The sequence below is a fragment of the Caproiciproducens lactatisolvens genome, from assembly GCF_052443335.1.
Classification (GTDB): Bacteria; Bacillota; Clostridia; order Oscillospirales; family Acutalibacteraceae; genus Caproiciproducens.
In genome coordinates this window covers 1,799,446-1,823,247 of the sequence record NZ_CP195750.1, presented here as the reverse complement: position 1 = coordinate 1,823,247, position 23,802 = coordinate 1,799,446, and the positions used below count along the sequence as shown (strand labels likewise).

General features: G+C 51.8%; 22 protein-coding genes. 14 read left to right on the top strand and 8 right to left on the bottom strand.

The genetic code is table 11. From position 1 onward, the window contains the following. Positions 1 to 29: 29 nt before the first annotated feature. Together abc-f and ACRQV7_RS09000 are read right to left on the bottom strand one after the other, a co-directional pair. Positions 30 to 1,928, bottom strand: coding sequence for a ribosomal protection-like ABC-F family protein (gene abc-f / locus ACRQV7_RS09005; RefSeq protein ID WP_444657878.1), 1,899 nt, complete (start codon positions 1,926 to 1,928; stop codon positions 30 to 32). Between the two features lie 88 nt (positions 1,929 to 2,016). Beyond that, complete coding sequence (locus ACRQV7_RS09000) at positions 2,017 to 2,448, bottom strand: hypothetical protein (RefSeq protein ID WP_444657877.1); 432 nt, start codon at positions 2,446 to 2,448, stop codon at positions 2,017 to 2,019. 133 nt (positions 2,449 to 2,581) lie between these two features. Here ACRQV7_RS09000 and ACRQV7_RS08995 point away from each other — a divergent pair, with 133 nt between their 5' ends. Beyond that, positions 2,582 to 3,367 carry a sugar phosphate isomerase/epimerase family protein gene (locus tag ACRQV7_RS08995; protein WP_275717499.1) on the top strand — a complete coding sequence of 262 codons (786 nt, stop codon included), beginning with the start codon at positions 2,582 to 2,584 and terminating at the stop codon, positions 3,365 to 3,367. Between the two features lie 81 nt (positions 3,368 to 3,448). After that, positions 3,449 to 3,907, top strand: coding sequence for a transcriptional regulator NrdR (gene nrdR, locus ACRQV7_RS08990; RefSeq protein ID WP_275717497.1), 459 nt, complete (start codon positions 3,449 to 3,451; stop codon positions 3,905 to 3,907). A gap of 72 nt (positions 3,908 to 3,979) precedes the next feature. On the opposite strand, the gene ACRQV7_RS08985 is transcribed toward nrdR, so the two are convergent. From ACRQV7_RS08985 to ACRQV7_RS08965, 5 genes are all read right to left on the bottom strand, one after another. After that, a complete protein-coding gene (locus ACRQV7_RS08985) occupies positions 3,980 to 4,792 on the bottom strand; it encodes an IS3 family transposase (protein WP_444657876.1) in 813 nt (270 codons plus the stop codon). Between the two features lie 26 nt (positions 4,793 to 4,818). Beyond that, positions 4,819 to 5,187: a helix-turn-helix domain-containing protein gene (locus tag ACRQV7_RS08980; RefSeq protein WP_444657875.1), complete on the bottom strand. Its 369-nt coding sequence runs from the start codon at positions 5,185 to 5,187 to the stop codon at positions 4,819 to 4,821. 81 nt (positions 5,188 to 5,268) lie between these two features. Beyond that, positions 5,269 to 5,649 (bottom strand): DUF4363 family protein, encoded by a 381-nt coding sequence (locus ACRQV7_RS08975; RefSeq protein ID WP_275717495.1) that lies wholly within the window; start codon positions 5,647 to 5,649, stop codon positions 5,269 to 5,271. Continuing rightward, positions 5,646 to 6,323: a DUF421 domain-containing protein gene (locus tag ACRQV7_RS08970; protein WP_444657874.1), complete on the bottom strand. Its 678-nt coding sequence runs from the start codon at positions 6,321 to 6,323 to the stop codon at positions 5,646 to 5,648. Before ACRQV7_RS08970 ends, ACRQV7_RS08975 begins: the two co-directional genes overlap by 4 nt. 301 nt (positions 6,324 to 6,624) lie before the next feature. After that, positions 6,625 to 7,878 (bottom strand): glycosyltransferase, encoded by a 1,254-nt coding sequence (locus ACRQV7_RS08965; RefSeq protein ID WP_444657873.1) that lies wholly within the window; start codon positions 7,876 to 7,878, stop codon positions 6,625 to 6,627. Positions 7,879 to 8,145: 267 nt separating this feature from the next. On the opposite strand from ACRQV7_RS08965, the gene ACRQV7_RS08960 reads away from it, so the two are divergent. Together ACRQV7_RS08960 and ACRQV7_RS08955 are read left to right on the top strand one after the other, a co-directional pair. Continuing rightward, entirely contained in the window at positions 8,146 to 9,210 is a 1,065-nt protein-coding gene (locus ACRQV7_RS08960) for a glycosyltransferase family 2 protein (protein WP_444657872.1), read from the top strand. Further along, entirely contained in the window at positions 9,210 to 10,400 is a 1,191-nt protein-coding gene (locus ACRQV7_RS08955) for a glycosyltransferase (protein ID WP_444657871.1), read from the top strand. The genes ACRQV7_RS08960 and ACRQV7_RS08955 overlap by 1 nt, the downstream gene beginning before the upstream one ends. Before the next feature lie 81 nt (positions 10,401 to 10,481). Here the strand turns inward: ACRQV7_RS08955 and ACRQV7_RS08950 are convergent, their stop codons facing one another. After that, positions 10,482 to 11,846, bottom strand: coding sequence for a radical SAM protein (locus tag ACRQV7_RS08950; RefSeq protein WP_275717485.1), 1,365 nt, complete (start codon positions 11,844 to 11,846; stop codon positions 10,482 to 10,484). A 335-nt stretch (positions 11,847 to 12,181) separates the two neighbouring features. Between ACRQV7_RS08950 and ACRQV7_RS08945 the strand changes: the two genes are divergently transcribed. The 10 genes from ACRQV7_RS08945 to ACRQV7_RS08900 all read left to right on the top strand — a co-directional run bounded on the left by ACRQV7_RS08945 (position 12,182) and on the right by ACRQV7_RS08900 (position 23,799). Continuing rightward, on the top strand, positions 12,182 to 13,636 hold the full coding sequence (locus ACRQV7_RS08945; protein WP_444657870.1) for a UDP-N-acetylmuramoyl-L-alanyl-D-glutamate--2,6-diaminopimelate ligase: 1,455 nt from the start codon (positions 12,182 to 12,184) through the stop codon (positions 13,634 to 13,636). A 14-nt stretch (positions 13,637 to 13,650) separates the two neighbouring features. Then, on the top strand, positions 13,651 to 15,003 hold the full coding sequence (locus ACRQV7_RS08940) for a UDP-N-acetylmuramoyl-tripeptide--D-alanyl-D-alanine ligase (RefSeq protein WP_444657869.1): 1,353 nt from the start codon (positions 13,651 to 13,653) through the stop codon (positions 15,001 to 15,003). A gap of 294 nt (positions 15,004 to 15,297) precedes the next feature. Next, positions 15,298 to 16,728: a C40 family peptidase gene (locus ACRQV7_RS08935; RefSeq protein WP_444657868.1), complete on the top strand. Its 1,431-nt coding sequence runs from the start codon at positions 15,298 to 15,300 to the stop codon at positions 16,726 to 16,728. A 370-nt stretch (positions 16,729 to 17,098) separates the two neighbouring features. Beyond that, complete coding sequence (gene potA / locus ACRQV7_RS08930; RefSeq protein ID WP_275717478.1) at positions 17,099 to 18,232, top strand: spermidine/putrescine ABC transporter ATP-binding protein; 1,134 nt, start codon at positions 17,099 to 17,101, stop codon at positions 18,230 to 18,232. A gap of 2 nt (positions 18,233 to 18,234) precedes the next feature. Then, positions 18,235 to 19,053, top strand: a complete 819-nt coding sequence (locus ACRQV7_RS08925) for an ABC transporter permease (protein ID WP_275717476.1) — start codon at positions 18,235 to 18,237, stop codon at positions 19,051 to 19,053. Beyond that, positions 19,050 to 19,862, top strand: a complete 813-nt coding sequence (locus ACRQV7_RS08920; RefSeq protein ID WP_444657867.1) for an ABC transporter permease — start codon at positions 19,050 to 19,052, stop codon at positions 19,860 to 19,862. The genes ACRQV7_RS08925 and ACRQV7_RS08920 overlap by 4 nt, the downstream gene beginning before the upstream one ends. Positions 19,863 to 19,865: 3 nt before the next feature. Further along, the gene (locus tag ACRQV7_RS08915) at positions 19,866 to 21,068 is read left to right on the top strand and encodes an ABC transporter substrate-binding protein (RefSeq protein ID WP_444657866.1); all 1,203 of its coding nucleotides are present in this window, start codon (positions 19,866 to 19,868) and stop codon (positions 21,066 to 21,068) included. A gap of 218 nt (positions 21,069 to 21,286) precedes the next feature. Continuing rightward, on the top strand, positions 21,287 to 22,519 hold the full coding sequence (gene spoIVB, locus ACRQV7_RS08910) for a SpoIVB peptidase (protein WP_444657865.1): 1,233 nt from the start codon (positions 21,287 to 21,289) through the stop codon (positions 22,517 to 22,519). A gap of 118 nt (positions 22,520 to 22,637) precedes the next feature. After that, positions 22,638 to 23,423 (top strand): sporulation transcription factor Spo0A, encoded by a 786-nt coding sequence (gene spo0A, locus ACRQV7_RS08905; RefSeq protein WP_444657864.1) that lies wholly within the window; start codon positions 22,638 to 22,640, stop codon positions 23,421 to 23,423. 103 nt (positions 23,424 to 23,526) lie between these two features. Next, a complete protein-coding gene (locus tag ACRQV7_RS08900) occupies positions 23,527 to 23,799 on the top strand; it encodes a hypothetical protein (RefSeq protein ID WP_275717097.1) in 273 nt (90 codons plus the stop codon). The last annotated feature ends 3 nt before the right edge of the window (positions 23,800 to 23,802 follow it).

The window sequence follows — 23,802 nt, the reverse complement described above, 5'->3', positions numbered from 1 at the left end:
AGCAGTTCGGTGATCCGGACTGCTTTTTTTTATTCCTGGTATTTCTGCGCCAGAACGCTCCAGCGCTGAAACAGCTTTTCGCTCTCTTTGGTCAGGCAGTCTGTTTTTTCGGTGATTTCCATCGCCGCCTCGTAGTCGCTGGCCACTTCCGGTTTGGAAAGCTCTTCCTTTAAAGCGGCGATTTCCGCTTCGAGCTCGTCGATCTTCGCCTCGCTGCGTTTCAGCTCCGCCTTTTCCTTCCGGATCAGCGCGTCGCGTTCCTTCTGCAGCCGGTACTCGTTCGGTTTCACGGCGGCGGGCTCCGCCGTTTCCGCGGCCTTTGCGCGGCTTTTTTCAAGATAGCTGTCGTAGCCGCCGATAAATTCCTGCGCGCCGTCCTTGTCAAGGAAATAGACCCGGTCGGCGATTTTATTGATCAGGTAGCGGTCGTGGGACACGATGAGCAGGGTGCCCTCGTAGCTCTGCAGCGCCGCCTCCAGCGCTTCGAGAGAGTCGATGTCCAGATGGTTGGTAGGCTCGTCCAGCAAAAGGAAGTTATCCATGGAAAGCATCAGGCGGAGCAAAAGGACGCGCGCCCGCTCTCCGCCGCTTAAAGCTTCCACAGCTTTGAACACGTCGTCGCCCTTGAATAAAAAGACGGCCAGCGCGTTTCGGATATCGGTCTGGGTCATTTTCGGGTAGGAATCCCAGATTTCGTCGATCACGGTTTTTTCCGGATGCAGGCCCGCCTGAATCTGGTCGTAATAGCCGACGTCGATTCCCGCGCCGAAACGGAATTCGCCGCCGGAGGGGGTGTTGATCCCCAGAAGCATCTTTAAAAGGGAGGTCTTTCCGCAGCCGTTCGGCCCGATCAGAAAAACTCTTTCGCCCCGGTGGATTTCAAGATTCACATTCTGAAACAGCAGCTTGCCGTCGAACTGCAGGGCAAGGTTTTCGGTGCTCAGGACATCGTTGCCGCCCCGCTGGCGGATGCCGAAGTCGAAATGGATGCCGTCCGGTTTTTCATCCGGCTTTTCCAGCGTTTTTTCCAGCCGTTCGATCACCTTCATTTTGCTTTCCGCGGTCCGGATGCTCCGTTCCTTGTTCCATTGCCGCTGCTGCGCCACGATTCCCTCAATGCGCTTGATTTCCTTCCGGGTATTGTCGTACTTGCGCTGCGCCGCCAGATTATTTTCGTCTTTCTGGGCAAGATAGGTGCTGTAGTTGCCCTTGTACGGGGTCAGACGGCCGTTTTCCAGCTCAAAGGTGCGGTTGGTCACCCTGTCCAGAAAATACCGGTCGTGGGAGATGACCACGAAGGAGCCGTTGTAGGAACGCAGGAAATCTTCCAGCCATTCCACGGAGGAGATATCCAGATGATTGGTCGGCTCGTCCAGCAGCAGCAGGTTGGCGCCGCACAGCAGCATCTTCGCCAGCTGCAGCTTCGCCTTCTGCCCGCCGCTCAGCACGGCGATCGGCAGCCCCATCTGTTCGTCGTCGAAACCGAGTCCCAGCAGCGCGGAGCGCGCCCTGCTTTTACAGGTCAGTCCGCCCTGCGCGACAAAGCGGTCGTTCATCACAGTTTGTTTTTCTATCAGCCGGTCAATTTCCTTCGGCTTCGCCTGCAGCTGCAGATTGATGCTTTCCAGTTCCTTTTCCATTTCCAGAAGCCCGGAAAATACGGTCAGCACCTCGCTGTAGGCGCTTCTTTCCAGATCGCGGCAGACATGCTGTTCCATATACCCCAGAACGGTCGAATTCGCCTTGAAAATATCGCCGCCGTCCGGCTGCGTTTCGCCGGTCAGCAGCTTGAGCAGGGTGGTTTTGCCCGAGCCGTTGATTCCCACAAGCCCTATGCGGTCGTTTTCCTGTATCTCAAAAGAGACGCCGCTGAAAATCATATCGGCGCCGAAGGATTTATTCAAATTGCTTGCGCTCAGCAAACCCATAGCCGTAAAAACCCCTTATATGTAAAGTGCGGAGCGTTCGGGCCCCGCTCCCATATTATAATGAAATAGCGCGGTTAAATCAAGTTCTTCAAAGATGCTTCTTCAATTCGTCGATGTTTTTCTGCTCATTGATGATATAATCTTCCGCCAGCTTCTTTACCTCGGTGTCGGCGCCGTCGAGCCGGTCCAGATTTTTTGTGACGCCCTTGATCCCCGCGGCGGTGCCGTTCATCATCAGCTTGGCTATGTGAGACGGAGTCTGGTCCACCATCGTGTTGATCCGGATGGACCCGCGCAGCATCGCTTTCTGCATCGTCTTTTCCGCCCCCGGCATCCTGCCGTCGGCGTGAAGCATCCGCTTTGCCTTCGCGCCCATATCCTGATAGCGCAGAGCCTGATCCTCTATTTCGGTGCGCAGCCGCGGGTTTTGGACCTTGGGAATGATCAGCTGAGTCGCTTCCAGCCCCATTTTTGTCGCCTGATAGATTTCTTCCAGCAAAGTTGCGTTTTCGTTTATCATAATTTCTTCTCCCGTTTTATTTGTAAAATCAAGGAATTTGTTTTTACCGGCAATCATAGAATATCCAGCCGTGCTTTGATTAATCTGGACATTTTTCTTCCATCGGGATATAATCTTAAAAAGGGGTGATACTATGCGTTCCGGCATCTCAACGGCCTGCCTTTATCCCATGGAACTGGAGCAGGCTCTTCCGGCGTTAATCGCGCTTGACTTCCACCTTTTTGAGGTGTTTATCAATACAATCAGCGAACTAAGACCGAAATATATCAAAGAATTAAAAAGAATGGCGGATGACAGCGGCAGTATTGTAAAGTCCGTTCATCCGTTCACCTCCGGCTTTGAAAGTTTCCTTCTTTTTTCGGATTACCAGCGCCGTTCCGACGACGGTTTGGAGTTCTATAAATGGTACTTTCACGCCGCGAACCTTCTGGGCGCAGAAATTCTGGTGCTTCACGGTCAGCGCAACGACAAACGCAGCAGGATCACCGAGCAGGAGTATTTTGAGCATTACGCGCGGCTCTATGCGCTGGGGAAAACATTCGGCGTCACGGTGGCGCAGGAAAATGTCAATCTGTTCCGCAGCAACGAGCCCGGGTTTATCTTGAGAATGCGGGAATATCTGCACGAAGACTGTGCGTTTGTGCTGGATGTCAAGCAGGCGGTGCGCGGAGGGGAAGATCCCTTCCAAGTATGTGCGGCGATGGGGGAAAGGCTGGTCCACGTCCACATCAACGACAACAAACCGGGGGAGGACTGCCTTTTGCCCGGCAGCGGAACCATGGATTTCGGCGCGCTGAAACAGCTGATGCAGAAATCCGGCTATAACGGGGACCTGATTATCGAGGTCTACCGGCGCAATTTTGGCGAACTGAACGAATTGACAGGCGCAAAAAAAGTCGTAGATGGTTTGATTTACTAATATTTTGTTTCATAAACGCTTGCTAACGGCTGAAAAAATATGTTATAATTATACAAATAGTTTTATAGAGGTGATTTTACAATGCGGTGCCCGTATTGCGGCCATGAAGAGTCAAAAGTCATTGATTCCCGCCCGACCGACGAAGGCGAAAGAATCCGGCGGCGCAGGGAATGCCTGAAATGTGCCAAGCGTTTCACAACCTATGAGGTAATCGAAACGGTACCCATTGTTGTGATCAAAAAAGATAAATCGCGTGAAACCTTCGACCGCAACAAGCTGTTGAACGGCCTTTTGCGCGCGTGCGAAAAGCGGCCCGTGTCCATCGACACGCTGGAGCGCATTGTGGACGAAATCGAAAACATGCTCCAGAATTCGCTTGACCGCGAAGTACCCTCCAGCCTGATCGGCAAGTACGCTATGGAAAAGCTGAAGGATGTGGACGAGGTGGCTTATGTCCGTTTTGCCTCGGTTTACCGTCAGTTCAAGGATATCAATACCTTTATGGAAGAATTGAACAGGATGATTAAGAACAGGTCCTGAAAAATCTGATAAAAACGTGGAAAGCGGCAGGTGTAACTGAATTGACCCCAAAAAGTTAGACAAATATTTTAATTAGGCAGCCGAGAGGGCTTGTTGTCTGTGAAGAGCAGGCGGCAGGCCCCTTAGCTTTGCCTTGGAGCGGCGGTAGTTATAATAGTCAATATAATCGACGAGTTCAGTTTTAAAATGCTCCATGGACTCAAAAGTCTGTAAATATAGCAGTTCGCTCTTGAGCAGACCGAAAAAGTTCTCAATCACGGCATTGTCCAGGCAGTTGCCTTTTCGGCTCATACTCTGCCGGACGCCTTTCTTTTTGAGCATACGTTGGTATTGCTTGTGCTGGTATTGCCAGCCCTGGTCGGAATGCAGGATCAGGTTTGTCCCGTCTGGAATTCTTGCAAAAGCCTTGTCCAGCATTTCTGTCACCATGGAGAGCGCTGGTTTGTCCGAGATTGAGTAACCTACAACATCACGGCTACACAGGTCAAGAATTGGTGACAAATAGAGCTTCTGCCCAAACAGACTAAATTCTGTGACATCGGTCACCCACTTCTGGTTTGGCTTTTCCGCCTCGAAGTTTCGTTCCAGCAGATTTGACGCAACCTTGCCAACCGCGCCCTTGTAAGAGTGGTACTTCTTCATCCGTACACGGCAGACAAGGCCAAGCTGCTTCATCAGCCGCTGCACCGTCTTGTGGTTTAGTGGGAAACCGCGGCGGCGCAGCTCTGCGGTAATACGCCGGTAGCCATAGCGCCCTTTGTTCTCGTGGTAAATTGCGGCAATGCCCTCTTTGGCGTTGCCGTATTTATCTGCCTTTGCCAGCCGTTTCTCATGGTAGTAGTAAGTCGAGCGCGCAAGCTGAGCCACTTCCAACAGAATTTCCAATGAATAACTTTGCCTCAGTCCTCGAATCACCAGCGTTTTTTGCGCGCTTTTCGCTCGTCTTCCAAAACCAAGGCTTGCAAGTTTTTTAGGTACGCCACCTCTGCACGCAGTCGCTGATTCTCTGCGATCAGATCTTCTTCCATCTGCTTGTCCAGTTTTGGTGGTCGGCCTTTCTGGGTTCCGCTGGCGGCACTGGCTCGGCCTCGACGCTCGACATACAACCCTGCCGGTCCCTCTTCAAGATAAATTCGTTCCCATTTCTTGATTCGTTCTGCTCCGCCAATTTCAAATATGCGCATTGCTTCACGATAGCTTAATCCGTCCTTTCGGACTGTTTCTACTACCAGCTGCTTAAATTTACCAGTATACTTCTTGAGTGGTATTCCTTTGGGCATAAAAACTGCACCCCTTCCGTTAGTTTCAGTATATCATACTGTCTAACTTTTGGGGTGCAGTTCAAACCTGCCGCTCTTTTCTTAAAAGATATTTTCAAGGGTGGGAAACTGAGATTCGTTCAAATACATGATCTGTGTGATGCCGCGGTCACAGTCCGCCCCGAATTGGTCTGTTCCCCCAAAATAGCAGAGCATGGGCAGCCCGGAAAGCGTCTGGTCAACGGCTTCCAGCGGCGCGTGCGGCATGAAGGTACACAGCACTTCATGATAGCCGTGCCAGTCGTCCGCGGCCTTTTGACTCAGCTTCTGTGCTTCTTTAAGATCGCCCTTTAGCGCCGCCTGTCGGGCGCTTTCGAGGGTTTGGGTCATCTGTTCGCTGACTTTTTTGGTTTTGACCGTTCCATAGGTACAAACCGTTATGAGCAGAACGAGGATCACTGCGCAGGCCCATAAACGTTTCATTGCTTTTCATCCTTCTTGATAATATTGAAATCTCCCTTTCTGTTGGCCGTCATAATAAAAATCTGGTCCGTGCTGATGTTTTTGCCGCGCAGAACGCCTTCCAGCCATTCCCGGCTTTTGTTGCACAGCTGAAGGGAAAAGTCGGAAATGACCCCGTCGCTGATGACGACGGTTTCGAGCCCGGTATCCGGCAGCGCCACGCCCAGCATTCCGGCGGTCGGCTGTTCCTTGTCCGGCTTTTTGATGACGCTCATCTTTCCGTTTGTCTCCACAATCGCATAGGCAATGTCCTCAAAGCTGAACACGTTTTTTTGCCGCAGCTGCTCCGAAAGGTCCTCTGTGCTCATGCGCAGGCGGCGCATTTCCTTCTGGTCCACCTTGCCGTCGTTGATTACGATGATCGGCCTGCCGCAGATCAGCTTTCGGAATTTCGTGCTTTTCAGCATCAGGCCGGATACAAGGATTTCACACATCACGAGCACCGCGATGGGGATGAACCCGCTTACCAGGGGCTGCCCTGTGTCTTGCATCGGGATTGCCGCAATATCGGAAATCAGAAGGGTCACAACGAGCTCGCTTGTCTGCAGCTCGCTGATCTGCCGTTTGCCCATCAGCCTTACCGCTACAATAATGACTATGTAGAGCAGTAAGGTCCTTATAAATGAAATGGTCATGTTTTTATCACCGCTGATAGTATGTTCGTCCTGCGGCGGCTTATTCATTTTGTCCGAAATCAAAGGGTCTCGTGGAAACGGAGAAATGCAGGAAATCTGAGTGTGTCGAAAAACTGCCAGGCGTCGAGAAATCGTGCGAGCGCAGCCAACGCAGTAAGTAAAATTGTAAAACAATTTTGCGGTTGCGCTACTTTATCGACTGTCTGAATGAAAAAACATGCCCTCTGCAAAGGCTTTTCAGCCTGTCAAAGCGCATGTTCGGCACATGGTATTTTCGATGATGTTTTTGCCGCGGTTCTTTTTAGAGCGGTTTAATCTGCTGGGCGAAAGCGGCAAAATTGTCTTGCGCGCAAAAGGTGCTCAGATAAACCGACCGGCAGTTTTCGCGCAGCTTTTTTCTTTCTTCCTCCGGTAACTCCGCTGCGGAACGGATGGCCGAAGCCAGCTTGTCCGGGGTAAAATCCGCCTCGATTAAAAAGCCGGTTTCGCCGTCGCGGACGATTTCTCCGGTTCCTCCCACATCCGTTGCAATCGCGGGAATTCCGAACGAGCAGGCTTCCATAACGCTGACCGGAAGCCCTTCCGTGCTGCTGGTGTTGACGAACAGGTCGACCGGGGTGTTTTGGTAATAGGCCATCAGGTCGGAATTTTTCACTTCTCCCCGGAAATCATACTCCATAAACCGCAGATTTTCCGCCGCGTATTTTTTCAGCTCTTCCAATGCGCCGCCGCCGCCGAAATGCGTCCATTTCAGCGCAAGACCGCTGCCGTTCAGCAGGCTCAGGGATTTGGCAAGCAAATCCACGCGTTTGAGCGGGACGATGTGGCAGCAGCTGACAATCTGGAAAGGTCCCGTTCCGCCTGCTTCCGTCGTTCCATAATCCCGCGTACCCAGATAGGCGGTCTGGATTTTTCCCGCGTATTGGGGATACAGGCCGGTTAAGTAGTCGTTTCCGTCTTGGGAGCAGGTGTAGACCTTGTCTATGTTTTTCAGAAGGTAATACCGCAGCGGCAGATAATTCATGGAGTTGCGGTAAGCGTAAAGGTCGTAGCCGTGCGCCCGGCAGACGGCCAGCTTGGCTTTTGCCTGGCAGTACCGTTTCAGCCTGACCGCCGCCATGGCGATATCGTAGAACCAATAGCTGTAAAACGTTACGCCGTCGTATTGCTGCAGGGAATACGGAGCGAGAATTTTAACCGTTTCATCGTACACGATTTCCGATTTCGCGATAAAATAACTCAGATAAAGCCTTTTTTTCAGCGACCCCTTCACGGCGTTCCGCTCGTCTTTTCCGGAATAGCCCTTGTAGTCCTTAAAGGGAAACTGTCTTGCCACCGCTCCGGCAAGGCTGCGTTTGACTTTGGATGCGCGGATGTTGCGGACGCAGACGTTTTTCGGCACGCCTCTTGTCTGTACCGGGTTGTCGGCAGTGCTTGTGGCCACGATGATGACCTGATCGAATGCTTTCGCCAGAAGAGGGAGCTCGTCCTCTATAAATTCTTCCCCCTTGTCGAAAGGGAACGTTTTCGTTAACAATACCAGGCAGTCCTTCATCGGAAAACAGCCTCCTGATCGATTTAAAATAGAAATATATAAAAGAATAGCATACAAAATGCTGCATTTCAACACGCTGCTGTAAAATAATCTTGTATTGGTTCACAGAAAATGGTATCATAAGATGTATTTTTATATGCGAATACGTTGACCGGCGCCTGTTTCCCGGTTCTTAACCGGTTTAAAGCGGGGGCTGGAAAGGATACCCGGCGCTGTATCCGGAAAAGGACGCTGCCGCCGGGGTGACGAAGAGAAGGAGGTCTGGTTTTGCCAAAAGTAAGTGTGGTTATACCGGTATACAACGTGGAAAAGTATTTGGCGCAGTGTGTCGAAAGCATTTTGGCGCAGACGCTGACGGATATAGAGATTCTTTTAGTAAACGACGCATCGACCGACCGTTCGCTGGAGCTTGCGCGGACGTATGAAAAGGACTCCCGTGTCAGGGTGCTGGACAAGCCCCATGGGGGGCTGGGAGATACCCGCAATTACGGCGCCGCCCGCGCCACCGGAAAATACCTGTCTTTTGTGGATTCCGACGACTGGCTTGACCCGGAGGCACTGCAGAATTTGTATTCCTCTGCGGAAAAATGTGCCGCGGATATGGTGGTCTTTAACTTTGTACGCGAAAACAGTAAAGCGGATGAGCACCGCGTCTGCAAGCTGCCGGTGAGTTTCCCGGCCTTCGATCGGGAAACGCGGGAAATCCTGCTCCGGGAGCTGATCGGTCCCGACCCGGCGGACAGCCCCTGGCGGCAGGTAGAGATGCTCGGCTGCGCATGGCGCAGGTTTTTCCGCCGTGAGTGGTTCCTGGAAAATCGCCTTTCGTATTTCAATGAGCAGGAAATTATGCTGGAGGATCTTCCGGTATCGATCATGGCACACTGCCTGACGGACAAAGTGCTTATTCTTGGAGGAGCCTATTACCATTACCGTTATAATCCCAAATCGTTAAGCACCCGGTACCGTCCCCGCAAAATGGAGATGATGACCGCCTGCTACCATGTGGTGCGCAATTTCCTGCAGAAAAACGGCCTTTACGCCCAGTATGGGGAACGCCATCTTGCTTGGCTTCTCCGCAGCGCGGCGCATTCCTCTCTGGTCAACTGTTTCAGCCCCAATAACGATGTGGGCTTTGCGAAAAGATACAAAGAGGTGCGCGGTATTCTCCGGAATCCGGTGCTCAGGGTTGCGGCCCGTTCCGACTACCTGAAAAACGGCACCCGTGCGGACAGGATCATCCTCCGGCTGATCCGCTCCAAAAACGCGCCGGCCGTCTATTTGTTCTACCGGATTTATTCCAATATGCTGTTGAAAAACGCGGGGAAACGATAATGGCGAAAAAACGTGTTCTTTTTATCAATTACAGCCTGCACAGCGGCGGCATTGAAAAAAGCCTGGTTACGGTGCTGTCTCTGTTCGATTATGAAAATTATGAGGTTGACCTTCAGCTTTTCGCGAACGACGGCCTGTTTCTGAGCCGCGTTTCACCGAAGGCGAACCTTCTGCCTCCGCTTTTTCCGGCGGAGTACAAATTAAATATCCGTCAGGCCTTTTTTGCCCTCGTCAGAAAGGGGCATCCGCTGATCGCGCTCTGCCGCCTTCTGGTTACCTTTGCCGGTCTGCGCGGGACCATGGGCGAGCGGCTGGTGCGCATGTGGAATGTGGAAAGGCGTTTTATACGGCCTTCCCAAAAGGAATACGACGCGGTGGTGGCCTTTATGGAGGGCCAGCCGATTTATTACGCCGTGACCAAGGTCAAAAGCCCCGTCAAGATCGGATTTATCCACGGCGATTATACGGCGATGGGGTTGAACAGCGGGTTTGACCGCGCATTTGTCGGAAAGCTGAACGCGCTGTGCACGGTTTCCGAATCCTGTAAGACCGCGCTTGAGAACACCTTTCCAGAGTACTCCGACCGGTTCCATGTGATCTACAATATCATCTCTTCCACCTTCATGCGCCAGATGGCCGGGGAGCCCGCCGACTTTGAAGACGATTTCTCCGGTCTGCGCGTACTGTCCATTGCCCGTCTTTCCCATCAGAAGGGGCTTGACATTGCGCTGCCCGCCATTGCCGCTTTAAAGAAGAAGGGGCTTCGCTTCAAGTGGTATATCATCGGAATCGGCCCGGAAAAAGAAAATCTGGAGGCGATGATCCGGGAACTCGGCATCGGCGATACCGTCCGGTTCATGGGGGAGCGTCCCAATCCGTACCCGTATCTGAAGGCTTGTGATATCTACCTGCAGCCGTCCCGGTTCGAGGGCAAATCCATCGCCGTCGACGAGGCGATGGTCATGTGCCGCCCGATCCTGCTCACCGATTTTTCCACGGCCCGCGACCAGATCGATTCCGGCAGGAACGGACTGATCGTTTCCATGGACAGCGGGGGGGTTGCGGCAGGGCTGGAGGATTTGCTGCTGCATGAGGAAAGACGCGCGGAATTTTCACAGGCTCTGGCGCAGTGTGATTATACCAATGAAGAGGAAATCAAAAAGCTGTATGCGCTGATCAGCGGCAACTGACAGAAAAAAGCTCTCGCTTTGGTACCAAAGCGAGAGCTTTTTTTCGGCTGACGGCAAAGTCTGCCGTTTTTTATGGGGCGGTCAGCCCGCATTTTCCTGTTCTTCCGGATGGGACTCGTCCCAGAGCCTTCCCGCGACGGGAGCCCAGTTCTTTGCGGCGTTGACGCATTTTGCGCTCAACTCCTCAACATTCTCGGGATGAGTCATGTCCGTGGATTGCGCGCCGGACTTGTGTACCATGTCGGACAGCCTGCCCGGATTGTCGAGCAGCGGGCAGGGGCGCAGGTGGTTTCCGTTAAACGGCTGGTTCCTGCGGTACTGCATGAACAGCGGGGACTGGTACGCTTCCAGAAGGGTTTTGTCTTTGATGTTGGAATCGGCGTAATGGATGAACGCGCACGGCTCGATATCCCCGTTCGCGTTGATGTGCAGGTAGCAGCGTCCGCCCGCGATGCATCCCTGTACATACTCGCCGTCGTTCCAGAAGTCCATGGTGAACAGCGGCTTTGTCCCCCTGAATTTCCGGATCTGGTGATACATGAACTCCCTTTGCTCCGCAGAAGCCATCAGCTCGGGAACCGCGTCGGCCCCGACCGGCATATAGGTGAAGAACCACGCGAATTTCGCGCCTTTCGCGATCATGTCGTCAAAGTATTCCTCGCTGCCGATCACGTCGGTGTTCTGGCTGGTATAGCAGCAGGAGATGCCGAACGGAAGCTTTTTCTCCTTTAAAATCCCCATCGCTTTGACGACCGCCTGATAGGTGCCTTCTCCGCGGCGGGAGTCGGTGGCTTCTTCAAAGCCCTCCACGCTGATTGCGGGCACGAAATTCTTTACCCGCAGCATTTCGTCCGCGAACGCTTCGTCGATGAGCGTTGCATTTGTAAAGGCCAGAAATTCGCAGTCGTTGTGCTTTTCACACAGCCTGATAATGTCGTCCTTCCGTACGAGCGGCTCGCCGCCGGAATAGATATACATATAGGTGCCGAGCTTTTTCCCCTGCTCGATAATGCTGTCGAGCAGCTCAAAGCTCATATTCATTTTGTTGCCGTAATCCGCCGCCCAGCAGCCCTTGCATTGCAGGTTGCACGCGGAGGTGGGGTCCATCAGGATTGCCCACGGAATATTGCAGTCGTACTTTTCTTCGTTTTTATTTTTGCGCTGGCAGCCTACAATGGAGGAATTGATCAGGAAATTTTCGAACATTTTTTTCCTGACACCGGAATCAATGTCGTCATAAAGGCTCATAATCAGTTTGTACCAGTTGTTTTCTGGATTTTTCAGCGCTTCTTCAACCAGATTGTAAGCGTTGTGATAATAATCCTCCTTGTCGAATCTGCGTACCCAGTTTAAGACCTTCGGTACGTTTTCCTCAGGATTGTTGTCCAGGTAGCTCAATACTTTTTTCAGTCCGTAGGATTCCAGTTTTTCATTCACAGTTCCCATCACGCATGCTCCCTTTCTATCGTTTTAAGCGCCGTGTACGCTGTCTGACTGTATGTTAGCATTATCCGGAACGGTTGTATCTATACAAAATGGTTCCACAGTCCAAATATCATACAGAAAGGGGAAAGTGTCATGTAACCATAAAGAAGGGTTGCCGGCCTAATACAATTGACTTTGACATCTCTTTATTGTATCATCAGAAGAGTTTCTATAGCAATTCCGGTTACGTTTGCGGGACAAAACATGTTCCTCCCCCGCCTTCGGCGGGGGAGGAACGCAACCTTGTTGCAGAATCAACTGGAAATGCTCTAAATTATGGATACGGAGGCTGGATTATGCAGTTAAAAAATATGCTAAAAGGATTAAAATATACCTGCTCCGGTGACACGGACGTTGAAATAACCGATATCGTTTACGATTCGCGCAAGGTAATTAAAGACTGCGTGTTCGTGTGCCTGTGCGGCTCTTCCGTCGACAGCCACGACTTTGCGCAGCAGGCGGCGGACGCCGGCGCGGCCGCGATTGTCGCGCAGCGCCCGGTAACGGTGCGCAACGCGGCGGTGATCTTGGTGGAAAATACGCGCTATGCCATGGCGGTGATGGCGGCGGCCTATTTCGGGCACCCCGCCGATCAGCTCCGCGTGGTGGGCATTACCGGCACGAAGGGCAAAACGACGGTTTCCTATATGATCCGTTCCATTCTTGAGGCGGGCGGAATCAAGACCGGCATCATCGGGACCATCGGGACGGTTGTCGGCGACGAAGTGATTCAGACGAACAACACCACGCCGGAATCGTACGATGTGCAGCGTTTCCTGCGCAAAATGGCGGACAGCGGCTGCAAAGCCGCCGTGATCGAGGCTTCCTCCATCGGGCTCAAGGACCACCGTGTGTCGGGCTTTGCCTTTGACATCGGGCTGTTCACCAATTTTTCGCCCGACCATATCGGCGGAAACGAGCATAAAACGCTGGAAGAGTACCTGCAGTGCAAAAGTATGCTGTTCCGGCAGTGCCGGACCGGTATTATCAATATAGACGATGAAAATTACCCCGGAATTATCAAAGGCCACACCTGTACGATCGAGACCTACGGCTTTTCACCGGAAGCCGGCCTGCGCGCGTGCAATGAAAAGCTCATTTCGCGTCCGGGTTATCTCGGCGTTCATTTTGACCTTCAAGGCCAGCTTGCCTTCGGCGTGGACGTGGATATCCCCGGCCGGTTCAGCGTTTACAACGCGCTTGCGGCGGCGGCGGTCTGCCGCCATTTTGATGTGACCCCGCAGGCGATTGCCGAAGGGCTGAACACGGTCAAGGTCAAGGGAAGGGTAGAACCGGTCAGTGTTCCCGGGAATTATACGCTGCTGATCGATTACGCGCACAATGCGCTGAGCATGGAAAATATTCTGGAAACCCTGCGCGAGTACCGTCCGCACCGCCTGATCTGCATGTTCGGCGCGGGGGGCAACCGCGCGCGTTCCCGCCGCTATGAAATGGGCGAGGTCAGCGGAAAGCTCGCCGACCTTTCCGTGATTACGGCGGATAATTCACGCTACGAGGATGTCATGGACATCATCGGGGACATAAAGGTCGGTATCGCCAAAACGGACGGAAAATATGTGGTGATCCCCGACCGTAAGGAAGCGATCAAATACTGTATGGAGAACGCCGAAGACGGCGATATCGTCGTCCTTGCGGGAAAAGGCCACGAGGATTATCAGGAGATTCAGGGAGTCAAATATCATTTGGATGAACGCGAGGTTATCGCGGATATTATCAACGGAAAAATATAGGTGATCATATGAGAATGACAGTTGGAGAAATCATCGCCGCCTGCGGCGGGAAGCTGCTCTGCGGCGATCCCAATACCCTGATCACGTCGGTCAGTACGGACAGCCGCAAAATCCAGTTCGGCACCCTCTTTGTCCCCATCGTGGGGGAAAAGACGGACGCCCATTCGTTTATCAATGCGACTTTTGCGGCGGGGGCCGCCGCAACGCTCACACAGGAGCACGACGGGATGATCGACTCTCACGCATGGATCCGCGTGCAGAATACGGAACAGGCCCTGCAGAGGATCGCGGCCGTTTACCGGCAGCGGTTCCATATTCCGTTTGTCGGAATTACGGGAAGCGTAGGCAAAACGACCACGAAGGAAATGGTCGCCCTCGCGCTTTCCGGCTCGTTCAACGTGATGAAGACCGAGGGAAACTATAACAGCCAGATCGGGCTTCCGCTGACCATGTTCCGGGTTTCCGACACGCATCAGGCCGCCGTGGTGGAGATGGGGATGAGCAATTTCGGCGAGATGAGCCGTCTGGCGCAGATCGCCGCGCCGGACTATGCCGTTATGACCAATATCGGCATTTCCCATATCGAGCAGCTGAAAACACAGCAGAATATTTTGAGCGAAAAGCTGCATATTACCGATTGCTTCCATAAGGATTCCATCCTGTTCCTGAACGGGGACGACGCGCTCCTTGCGGGCCTGCGCGGAAAACCGGGAATCAGAATCGTCTGGTTCGGCACCGCTTCCTGGTGCGATTTCCGGGCGGAAAATATCCGCACGGCGGCCTCGTCCACCCGGTTCACTCTAATAATGCCGGGCGGGTCCTGCGAGGTGGAGCTTCCGGCGCTGGGGCTTCACAACGTGACCAACGCGCTGGCCGCTTTAGCGGTTGCCAAAACGCTCGGCGTCCCGACGGAAAAGGCCGCTGCAAAGCTTGCGGAGTACCGGCCCCTTGCCATGCGCCAGCAGATCCATCATGTCAGCGATGTCACGATCATCGACGATTCCTATAACGCCAGCCCCGACGCGATCAGAAGCAGCGTCGACGTCCTGTGCGGCTTCCGTACGGGCAAGCGCATCGCGGTGCTGGCCGATATGCTGGAGCTCGGCGATTTCTCCCGGCAGGCGCATTTTGACGTGGGCGCGTATGCCGCCCGGGCGGGGGTGGACATCGTGTTGACGGTGGGCGAGCGGGCCAGGGAAATCGCCGAAGGGGCACGCAGCGTCAATCCGGACTTCGTCTGCTATTCCTGCGGGGACAATGCGGAAGCGATTGCAAAGCTCAAATCCCTTCTGACCGGGGGAGACGTGGTGCTTGTCAAGGGCTCCCGCGGAATGAAAACCGATCAGATCGTCAAAGCCCTTCTTTAAAAAGAACGATCTCCTCTTTACGCCTTCCTCTTTTTCAACACACTCCCGCGGCGGACTTTTTTAGTCCGCCGCTTTTCTATCCTCGTTCAGAATTGCGATAATTATTTAACAATTTTAACATTTAAAAGTTGCCGCAAATTGTGAATTTTTTCATAATTCTGATCTTTGCCTGTTGCGTTCCGGAAAAACATGTGTTAAAATATTACTAATTTGTAATATGTGTAACGAATATGTATCATTTTTTACAGACAGAAAGTAGAAAAAAGAGTAACGGAAGTGCAGCAGGAGGTTAAAATGAAAAAGGGGTTCGGGTTTCTATCAGTGTTCGTCGCGGCAGTCCTTATAGCGATCCTTTCGATGAATGTTTCTTCAGCCGTCAGCGCGGCAAGCGCCAAAACAGGAGTCGGACTTTCCGAACATGTCCTCAAGGCATATAAAGAAGGATGGAAATACCGTGCCGGCGGATACGGCCAGTTTTCCGGCGGAGTCCGCGGAACCGACTGCTCCGGCCTGATCAAATCGTATCTTTGGTGGACAGGCGATTCCAGCGACCCCAGACCCAGTCTGGTTTCCGTAGCCGGAAGCTCCGGCGGGATGCTCGAATCCGCCAGCGCAAAGGGTAAAATCAATTATTCCGATTCCTCCTCTCTGCCGCGAATCCACGGACTGATTCTGTATCAGCCGGGTCATGTCGGCGTTTACGTCGGCAATAACATGGCGGTGGACAACCGTGCGACGGGGGTCAATATAAAATATGAAAAGGTCTTCGGCCGCGACAAGCCGAAATGGACCATGTGGTTCAAACTGCCCCAGATTACATATCCGACCACGGGCTTTGCAAGCTTCAACGGCCAGAAGTATTACTATGAAAACGGCCAGTATGTCGTCAATACGACCAGAACCATTTCTGGCGTTACCTATACGTTCGGCGCTTCCGGCGCACTGACCGCTTCCTCCGGAGAGGCTATTCAGGCTGCTGCGGAGTCCTCGGGTACAACGGGTAAAACGCCTTATATCACGCTTCAGGCGGATTCCAAAGGCGCGGATGTGGAAAAGCTGCAGCAGCGTCTGAAGGACCTTGGGTACTATTATGAATCGGTAAACAATTATTACGATTACTGCGTGTCCGATGCCGTCAGCGCGTTTCAGGGCGCTGTGGGGATCAATTCCACCGGCATTGCCGATCCGGCCACACAGGCGAAGCTGTTTGCGTCCGGCGCGGTGAAAAACCCGAAGCCGGGAACCGTTACGCCCGGCATGCATTCCTCGCTGGTTTTTTCCATGCAGAAAAGGCTGATCGCTTTGGGCTATATGACCGGCGACCCGACCATTTACTACGGGGACCTTACCAAACAGGCCGTTCTGGCCTACCAGAAGGCTTCCGGTCTTGCGCAGACCGGAATTCTGGATCAGGCCGCCCTGAGCGTCCTTTATTCGGATGCCGCGGTGAAAGCCCCGGCGCAGCCGGTTTCCTCCGTTGCGGAGAAGAGCCTTTCCTCTGAAGCTGCTGTGGAAAGCAAATCCGGGACCATCGTCTTCAGCAACATGATTCCCGCCGTCAACGCCGCGGCGGCTGACAGAAGCGTACAGGAAGCTTCCGGCTCCGACGGCGGTATGATTTTCAGCGTCGTGCTGTTGTCGGCGTTTTTGTCCGGCGCCTTTATGACGGTGAAAAGGATCCGGGCCTTACGGAAAAAAACGGCAGCGGTTCTTATTAAAAAATAAAACATTGATTTCTCAAAAATCCCGCAGGAGCCTGCGGGATTTTTTTCGTCTATATAACAATTATTTTGTATTGAGAAAAACAGAGCATTTCAGCGGAAAACAGAGAAAAATTCATTAAATTCATGTGTAATTTAAAAAATCAATAGGAATTTGATGAAATATTCAAAAAAATCTTGACAAATCGTATTTATGCCACTATATTTGATATGTTGCGTTTGCATCTGAATTCTATATCAGCGGCGCTTCACTGCCGCAGTCAGCAATGACCGCGAAAAATCCTTTGCGGAGGGCAGTGGCAACGGCGTGGCTGGGATTGCGTTTAACCGCTTGGCTTGACGTAACTAATTTTACCGCAAAGGGGATGCACTATTTGGAAAATCCATCTATCATTTCATTGAACAACATCGTGGTATCGTTTGACGGAGAAATTGTGCTGAAGGATTTTAACCTCAGCATCAGGGACGGTGAATTTGTCACCCTGCTCGGACCTTCCGGTTGTGGAAAAACGACAACCCTCAGGATCATCGGCGGCTTTGTCAAACCGGACACGGGCGATGTTTTTTTCAATGGCAAAAAAATCAACGATCTTCCGCCGCATAAAAGGGAGGTCAACACCATCTTTCAGAAATATGCCCTGTTTCCGCATCTGAACGTGTACGACAACGTCGCGTTTGGCATGAGGGTGCACGGCAAGAGCGAAAGCCAGATCAAAGCCACAGTGAAGGAAATGCTCAACCTTGTCAACCTGAACGGTTTTGCGCACAGAAATGTCAATCTGCTTTCCGGCGGTCAGCAGCAGCGCGTTGCCATCGCGAGGGCGCTTGCGAACGAACCGAAAGTTTTGCTCCTTGACGAACCATTGGGTGCGCTTGATTTAAAGCTGCGAAAGGATATGCAGGCCGAGCTTAAAAAGATACAGCAGCAGACCGGAATCACTTTTGTTTTTGTTACCCATGACCAGGAAGAAGCGCTTTCCATGTCCGACACCGTTGTGGTCATGGACAGGGGTGCCATTCAGCAGATCGGCTCTCCGCGCGATATCTACAATGAGCCGGAAAATGCTTTTGTCGCTGATTTTATCGGCGAAAGCAATATCCTGGACGGGGTCATGCACGAGGATTACCTTGTGGAATTCGCGGGCCATCCCTTCCAATGTGTCGACAAGGGTTTTCAGCCGGACGAGCCGGTGGACGTGGTGATCCGCCCGGAGGACATCGACGTGGTGGAGCCGGATACCAGCCATCTGACCGGAATTGTCACCAGCGTGACCTTCAAGGGCGTTCATTACGAAATCATCGTGGACGTCCGCGGATTTAAATGGATGATTCAGTCGACCGATTTTCAGGAGGTCGGCAAAAAAATAGGAATGATGCTTCAGCCCGACGATATCCACATTATGCACAAATCGGAATATTCCGGCATGTTCGGCGACTACAGCACCTTCAGTGACGAAATGGACGAGGACAGTCAGCCTCTGCCCGAAGAAGGGGAGGTCGGGAATTAAGAATGAAAGCAAAATCAGCCGCGGCTCCTTATGCTGCATGGATGTCCATTTTTATTATTGTTCCGATGATTCTGGTCGTTATTTTTGCGTTCACCGATAAAAGCGGGGCGTTTACCTTCAAAAATATCGCCGAAGTCGGACAGTATTCCAACGTCTTTCTGCGCTCCATCTGGCTGGGCGCTCTGGCCACCGTGATCTCCCTGCTGCTGGGGTATCCGCTTGCCTATATTATTTCCCACATCAGCGCGCGCAGGCAAGGCATGATGATTATGCTCGTCATGCTGCCGATGTGGATGAACTTTCTGCTCCGTACCTACGCCTGGATGACCCTGCTGGAGGACAACGGTATCATCAACAGCCTGCTTGCGTCCTTCGGCCTGGGAAAGCTGCATTTGATCAATACGCAGGGCGCGGTCGTGCTCGGAATGGTCTACAACTATATTCCGTATATGATCCTGCCGCTTTACTCCGTACTGACCAAAATCGATTCCAGCGTGATCGAAGCGGCGCAGGACCTCGGCGCGAATCAGATGCAGGTGTTTTCAAAGGTCACTTTTCCCATGAGCATGCCCGGGGTGATTTCCGGGATCACCATGGTTTTTGTACCGGCGGTCAGCACCTTTATCATTTCCAAAATGCTCGGCGGCGGCGCAAACCTGATGATCGGCGACCTGATCGACATGCAGTTCCTGGGAAGCGCGTACAACCCGAACTTAGGTTCCGCCATTTCGCTGGTCCTCATGGTGCTGATTCTCATCTGCATGGGGATCATGAACCAGTTTGACGAAGGGGAGAACAACGGGGGAGGAATCATGATATGAAAACAATTTCAAGGATTTATTCCGCCGTTCTGTTCCTGTTCCTCTACGCGCCGATTTTCGTACTGATCGTTTTTTCCTTTAATAATTCCACCACCATGAGCCGTTCCGTCTGGTCGGGCTTCTCTTTTAAGTGGTACGCGCAGCTGATGCAGGACGGCATGCTCCTGAACGCTCTGAGAAACACGCTGGTCATCGCGGTGATCGCGGCGGTCGTTTCCACCGTTCTGGGGACGTCCGCGGCCATCGGCATCAACGGCATGAACAAATGGATGAAGCGCATGGTGATGAATGTAACCAATCTGCCCATGGTCAATCCCGAGATCGTCACCGGCGTTTCCCTGATGCTGCTGTTCGTGTTTTTCGCCAAGGCCATGGGGAACATATCGCTCGGCATGTTTTCCCTGATATTGGCGCACATCACCTTCTGTCTGCCCTATGTGATCCTGTCCGTCATGCCGAAGCTCCGGCAGATGGATTCCCATTTGTATGAAGCGGCCCAGGACCTTGGGTGCAGCCCGGTTCTTGCCTTTTTTAAGGTGGTTCTGCCGGAAATCATGCCGGGGATTGTGACGGGCATGATTATGGCCTTCACCCTTTCCATAGACGATTTTGTCATCAGCTATTTTACAAGCGGTACCACGCAGACGCTTCCGATCTTTATCTATTCCATGACGAGAAAGAGAATCAGCCCTGAGATCAACGCGCTGTCCACATTGCTGTTCGGCACGATCATGGTGCTGCTCATCATTGTCAACCTTCGCCAGTCAAAAGACAGGAAAGCGGAAGAAAACCTGATTGAGGAGGCGTGAAATTTGAAAAAAACGATTGCAGCTCTGGCAGCTGCCGTACTGCTTGCCGCCGCTGTCAGCCCGTCGGCGTTTGCGTCTTCGGAAGAACCCGAACAGCCCGCCGCGCCGAAAACAGGGGTGACCATCAATGTGTACAACTGGGGCGAGTATATTTCGAACGGCGTCGACGATACGCTTGACGTCAACAAGGAGTTTACCAAACGGACCGGCATCGACGTGAACTATACCACGTTCGATACCAACGAATCCCTTTACTCTAAGCTTGCCAACGGCGGGGCGAACTACGACATTATCATTCCTTCGGATTATATGATTTCCAAGCTGATTGACGAGAAAATGATTGAAAAGCTGGATTTCAGCAACATCCCGAATTTCCAGTATATCGACGAACAGTTCCGCAACCCGAAATACGATCCGAAAAATGAATATTCCGTCCCCTACACCTGGGGGGTAGTCGGTATTTTTTACAATAAAAAATACGTAAAAGAACCGGTCGACAGCTGGGAAATCCTGTGGGATAAAAAGTACGCGGGAAAAATCCTGATGTTTGACAACCCGCGCGATTCCTTCGGCATCGCGCAGAAAATTCTCGGCTATTCCTACAACAGCACGAATGTGGAGGAGTGGGAGAACGCCGCGAAGCTTTTAAAAGAGCAGAAGCCGCTTGTTCAGGCCTATGTCATGGATCAGATCTTTGACAAAATGTCCAGCGGCGACGCCTGGCTTGCCCCGTATTACGCGGGGGACGCCGCCACCCTGGTGGAAGATAACCCGGACATCGGGTTTGCCATTCCGACAAAGGAGGGGACAAACTTCTTTGTCGATGCGATCTGCATTCCGACCGGCGCCCAGCACAAAAAAGAGGCCGAGGCGTACATCAACTTTCTCTGCGATCCCGAAATAGCCGCGGCGAACGTGGACTATATCGGTTACTCCACGCCGGAGTCGGCCGCCAAGGAGCTTTTGCCGGAAGAAACCGTCAACAATCCCATTTTTTATCCCGACAAGGAAATTTTGGACAAATCGGAAACCTTTGTCAACCTTCCCGAGGACACCAATCTGCTGCTGGATACGCTTTGGGCGGAAGTAAAAATGGGCGGCCCCGGCCAGACGGCGACCTTGGTCGCGGTTCTCTTGGGTTTTTTGCTGCTCTATATCGGAATTGTTGTTTATAAAAAAATGAAAGCGAAACGCGAACTGCAATAAAATTGCATTTTTGAAAATGAAAAGGATAAAAGCCCGCGGCGTTTATGCGCCGCGGGCTTTGCGATTTTATCCCATCTCATGTAAATGAAGGCATTTTCGGCCTAAGACAGCGCAATTGGAGAAAATAATTCCAGTTAATTCCAATAATCAAGAGAATTGTCATAATAATTTCACCGTCCCGTGGCAGATTAATAGAGCGGCGCAAGGGAGGTGAAATTTTGAAAAAATTTCTAAAAGGATTCACCGCATTCGCGGCTGTGCTGGCTTTTTTGTATGCTGCCAGTGTCGGCATGGCCGATTATTTCACACCTGATTCCTATAAAATTACTGCCGGAAGCAGTCTGCAATGGGGTTCGGACGCAATTACGGCGGTGGCCGAAAATGGCGCCGATATTTCCACCGGCATCTGTTCGACACCGAATAAAAGTTATAAGGCAAAGCTGATGCTCTATCATGTGATCCCCATCAAGACGGTCAGCGTGAATGTCGTCAAGGAAACGCTTCTGGTACCCTGTGGTACGCCGTTTGGAATCAAAATGTTTACAAACGGCGTAGTCGTCGTAGGGGTAGCCGATATCAAAACTTCATCCGGAACAATCAACCCCGCAGCCGTGGCGGGACTGAAGGTCGGCGATATCATTACGGAGGTTGATGGCAAAAAAGTCAACACCAACGCGGAAATCATCAAGATGGTTACAGACAGCGAAGGCCGCAGCCTTACTTTTACCGTTTCCCGGGACGGGCAGGTCCTTACGACCACCGTTCAGCCGGTTAAATCTGAGGTCGACTCCGTCTACAGGGCCGGCGTATGGCTCCGGGACAGCACTGCGGGAATCGGGACGCTCACCTTTTACAATCCTGTTACGAAATGTTTTGCCGGTCTGGGCCACGGTGTCTGTGATACGGATACCAATGAGCTGATGCCGCTGCTGAACGGAGACATCGTTCCCGTCACAATCAGCGGAATCACCAAAGGCGAAAAGGGAAGTCCGGGAGAGCTTCGGGGATATTTCAGCACCGATACCGCGATGGGAACGCTGGAAGCCAATGTTCCCGCCGGCGTTTACGGAACCCTGAACACCGCTCCCAAAGGAGAAGCCCTGGAAGTGGCGATGAAACAGGAAATCAAAGCCGGTCCCGTCAAAATCCTTTCGACCATAGACGGCGGCAGGCCGCAATACTTTACTGCTGAAATCGAAAAAATAGACTATCGTGAAAATGTACAAAGCAAAAATATGGTTTTGCACATTACTGACGAAAAACTGCTGAACGCCACCGGAGGAATCGTTCAGGGAATGAGCGGCAGCCCGGTTATCCAAAACGACAAAATCATCGGCGCTGTGACCCACGTTTTTGTGAATGATCCAACACGAGGATATGGCATTTTCGCTGAAAATATGCTGTCGGTTTCAGAGAGCATTAGATCAAATGACAAACAAAAAGCTTCTTAATCTAATGTTGCGCTTTTATATTTCCCCTTTTTAGCAAAAAATATTTTTACAACCTATTGCCATTTTTTCCAATATATGGTAATATAACGGTAAATTAAATCTATTAGGGGGACTTAAAATGGAAAAGCGTATTAAACTTCTCATAGCAAATGACAGTGCAGAGTTTAACCGTGATTACGGTCGAATTTTTGAACAATCCGGCATGGAAATAATCTATACGCAAAAGGATGGCATGAAACTGCTTGAAAAAATAGAATCCATTCATCCTGATGTCGTCCTTGCCGATTTGTTTATGCCCCGTTTGGATGGAATAGGCGTGATGAAAGCGGCTCAGGCAAAGGTCCCGGGCATGGGGCCGATGTTTGTAATCATTTCCAATTTTACCAGCCCCGCTTTGGAGCGTGAAGTAATGGTGTCGGGAGCGTCTTATTTTGCCATTTACCCATTTAATGCCGCGGACCTTTCCGACAGAATCATTCAGCTTTGTTCCATTTCCGGTTTAACGCAGAAAACGCCTTCCAGACAGCAGGCGCCGGCCGCAGCGGAGCCATCGCTTGAAATTCAGGTAACTGAAATACTCCATCAGATAGGAGTCCCTGCTCATATTAAAGGCTACCACTATTTACGCGACTCAATTATTATGGCAATAGAAACACCGGATATTATCAATGCGGTTACCAAACAGCTTTACCCAAGCGTTGCAAAACAGTATGACACAACGGCTTCGCGTGTGGAACGCGCCATTCGCCATGCAATAGAGGTCGCATGGGACCGCGGCGACGTGGATATCCTCAATTCCTATTTCGGCTATACCATCCACAATACGCGCGGAAAACCGACCAACAGCGAGTTCATTGCAATGATCAGCGACAGGCTCCGGCTCCACATGAAAAGCGCAAGCTGATTTTCATTTTTAAATCCTATGCACTCCTTTACTTTATCGGATGTGAATTTTTATTCTGCCTTTAAAGTAAAGGAGTTTTATTTAACACGGGGTGGTGATTGCTATGAAACGAAGCATATTGATCCTTGGAATCCTTCTGCTTGTGACGACGCTGAATTTCACCGGCTGTAAAAATACCGCCAACACGGGAGCTGCGGGCAAAGCCGCCGACGCCGGCGCGCAGAGCAAGGTGCCGGATAATCTGAAGCTGGTCAGCCTCACGAAGATCAGCGCGGACGACATCCTGTATGTTTACGTCGACCAGGTTTATCATACGGAGGTTTATGTCTGCAAAAATTTAAAATCAAATACGGTCAGTATTTCCACCAACAAATAAAAG